Source organism: Stenotrophomonas sp. P5_A8, assembly GCF_056400545.1.
Genome location: NZ_JBFULB010000636.1, coordinates 1 through 694, shown reverse-complemented (window position 1 = coordinate 694; position 694 = coordinate 1). Strand labels below are relative to the sequence as shown.

The following is a 694-nucleotide window of genomic DNA, read 5'->3' as shown; positions in this document are numbered from 1 at the left end:
GGCCGGCAAGGCGGTCAAGATCGACGACCAGTGCAAGACCTCGATGCGCAACGTGTGGGCGATCGGCGATGTCGCCGGTGAGCCGATGCTCGCGCACCGGGCGATGGCACAGGGCGAACTGGTGGCCGAGATCGTCAGCGGCAAGAAGCGCCACTTCGTGCCGGCCGCGATTCCGGCGGTGTGCTTCACCGATCCGGAAATCGTGGTGGTCGGGCTGTCACCGGACGAAGCCAAGGCACAGGGCATCGAGACCAAGGTCGCGCTGTTCCCGTTCGCCGCCAATGGCCGTGCGATGTCGCTGGAATCCACCGATGGCTTCGTGCGCGTTGTCGCGCGCAGCAGCGACCACCGCATCCTCGGCTGGCAGGCCGTGGGCGTGCAGGTCTCGGAACTGTCGATTGCTTTCGTGCAGTCGATTGAGATGGGCGCCACGCTGGAAGATATCGCCGGCACGATCCACCCGCACCCGACGTTGGGTGAGGCTGTGCAGGAGGCGGCGCTGCGTGCGTTGGGGCATGCGCTGCATATCTAGGCAGGTCCGGTAGGTCCGGAAGGTCCGGTAGGTCCGAGCCATGCTCGGACGCTTTGGCCCGGACGCTTTGGCTCCGATGCCTTGGCTCCGATGCCTTGGCTCCGATGCCTTGGCTCCGATGCCTTGGCTCCGATGCCTTGGCTCCGATGCCTTGGCTCCGAT

At 66.0% G+C, this 694-nt stretch carries 1 protein-coding gene; it reads left to right on the top strand.

From position 1 onward, the window contains the following. Positions 1-532 (top strand): FAD-dependent oxidoreductase (locus AC1DQP_RS21200; RefSeq protein WP_478052517.1); only part of this gene is annotated, 532 nt, incomplete at its 5' end. Positions 533-694 lie beyond the last annotated feature (162 nt).